Below are 1,974 nucleotides of genomic sequence, written 5' to 3'. Positions count from 1 at the left end.
TATATCTAAAGAATTGTGGAGAATATCGGAGTCGAACCGATGACCTCCTGCGTGCAAGGCAGGCGCTCTAGCCAGCTGAGCTAATCCCCCGTCTTTCTATAAGTGGCCGCTAGCCATTATAGTTGACAAGTAGCACAACTTCTAAAATTTCCTTTCTCAATAAATAAATAATGAACGTATACTAAACTTGTAGTACAGTAGTCTCAGGCAGACTCGAACTGCCGACCTCTACATTATCAGTGTAGCGCTCTAACCAGCTGAGCTATGAGACTTCTTCATAGTTGACCGTTGATGGTCTATCTTATGTAGCTTAGTAAAACTACAACCAATAACTAACAACTATTGTATTAATTAACAGCACTAAAGACTAAAAAAATCAAAGATACATTCCATCGTATCACATTTTCTCTAGAAAGGAGGTGTTCCAGCCGCACCTTCCGGTACGGCTACCTTGTTACGACTTAGCCCCAGTTACCAGTTTTACCCTAGGCCGCTCCTTACGGTGACGGACTTCAGGTACCCCCAGCTTCCATGGCTTGACGGGCGGTGTGTACAAGGCCCGGGAACGTATTCACCGGATCATGGCTGATATCCGATTACTAGCGATTCCAGCTTCACGGAGTCGAGTTGCAGACTCCGATCCGAACTGTGATAGGCTTTATAGATTCGCTCCTGGTCACCCAGTGGCTGCTCTCTGTACCTACCATTGTAGCACGTGTGTGGCCCAGGACGTAAGGGCCGTGATGATTTGACGTCATCCCCACCTTCCTCGCGGTTTGCACCGGCAGTCTTGTTAGAGTTCCCGACATTACTCGCTGGCAACTAACAACAGGGGTTGCGCTCGTTATAGGACTTAACCTGACACCTCACGGCACGAGCTGACGACAACCATGCAGCACCTTGTAAATTGTCCGAAGAAAAGTCTATCTCTAAACCTGTCAATCTACATTTAAGCCCTGGTAAGGTTCCTCGCGTATCATCGAATTAAACCACATGCTCCACCGCTTGTGCGGGCCCCCGTCAATTCCTTTGAGTTTCATTCTTGCGAACGTACTCCCCAGGTGGGTTACTTATCACTTTCGCTTAGCCACTCAGACCGAAGTCCGAACAGCTAGTAACCATCGTTTACGGCGTGGACTACCAGGGTATCTAATCCTGTTCGCTACCCACGCTTTCGTCCCTTAGCGTCAATATATTGTTAGTGATCTGCCTTCGCAATCGGTATTCTGTGTAATATCTATGCATTTCACCGCTACACTACACATTCTAACCACTTCACAATAATTCAAGTCTTGCAGTATCAATGGCAATTTTCCGGTTAAGCCGAAAACTTTCACCACTGACTTACAAAACCGCCTACGGACCCTTTAAACCCAATGATTCCGGATAACGCTTGGATCCTCCGTATTACCGCGGCTGCTGGCACGGAGTTAGCCGATCCTTATTCGTAGAGTACCGTCAGACCGATATACATATCGGGGTTTCTTCCTCTATAAAAGTAGTTTACAACCCATAGGGCAGTCTTCCTACACGCGGCATGGCTGGATCAGAGTTGCCTCCATTGTCCAATATTCCTCACTGCTGCCTCCCGTAGGAGTCTGGTCCGTGTCTCAGTACCAGTGTGGGGGATCTCCCTCTCAGGACCCCTATCTATCGTAGCCTTGGTATGCCGTTACCATACCAACTAGCTAATAGAACGCATAGCCATCTTATAGCAATAAATCTTTAATTATTAATCGATGCCAATCAATAATACTATAAGGTATTAATCCAAATTTCTCTGGGCTATCCCTTACTATAAGGTAGGTTCTATACGCGTTACGCACCCGTGCGCCGGTCGTCATCAAGTGCAAGCACTTATGTTACCCCTCGACTTGCATGTGTTAAGCCTGCCGCTAGCGTTCATCCTGAGCCAGGATCAAACTCTTCATCGTTTGTCTTTAAATATTATTTGAAAACAATACAACGGAATTA

2 tRNA genes and 1 rRNA gene are annotated in these 1,974 nt (G+C 46.5%); all 3 read right to left on the bottom strand.

Annotated features, from left to right (window positions below):
• Positions 1-16: 16 nt before the first annotated feature.
• The 3 genes from AWE51_RS21025 to AWE51_RS21015 all read right to left on the bottom strand — a co-directional run bounded on the left by AWE51_RS21025 (position 17) and on the right by AWE51_RS21015 (position 1,934).
• A tRNA-Ala gene (locus AWE51_RS21025) sits at positions 17-90 on the bottom strand.
• Positions 91-198: 108 nt separating this feature from the next.
• Positions 199-272 (bottom strand) — tRNA-Ile (locus AWE51_RS21020).
• 140 nt (positions 273-412) lie between these two features.
• Positions 413-1,934, bottom strand: a 16S ribosomal RNA gene (locus AWE51_RS21015).
• Positions 1,935-1,974 lie beyond the last annotated feature (40 nt).

Source organism: Aquimarina aggregata (genome assembly GCF_001632745.1).
Taxonomy (GTDB): Bacteria; Bacteroidota; Bacteroidia; order Flavobacteriales; family Flavobacteriaceae; genus Aquimarina; species Aquimarina aggregata.
The sequence above is the reverse complement of the archived record's forward strand: the minus strand, read 5'-3'. Positions and strand labels throughout refer to the sequence as shown.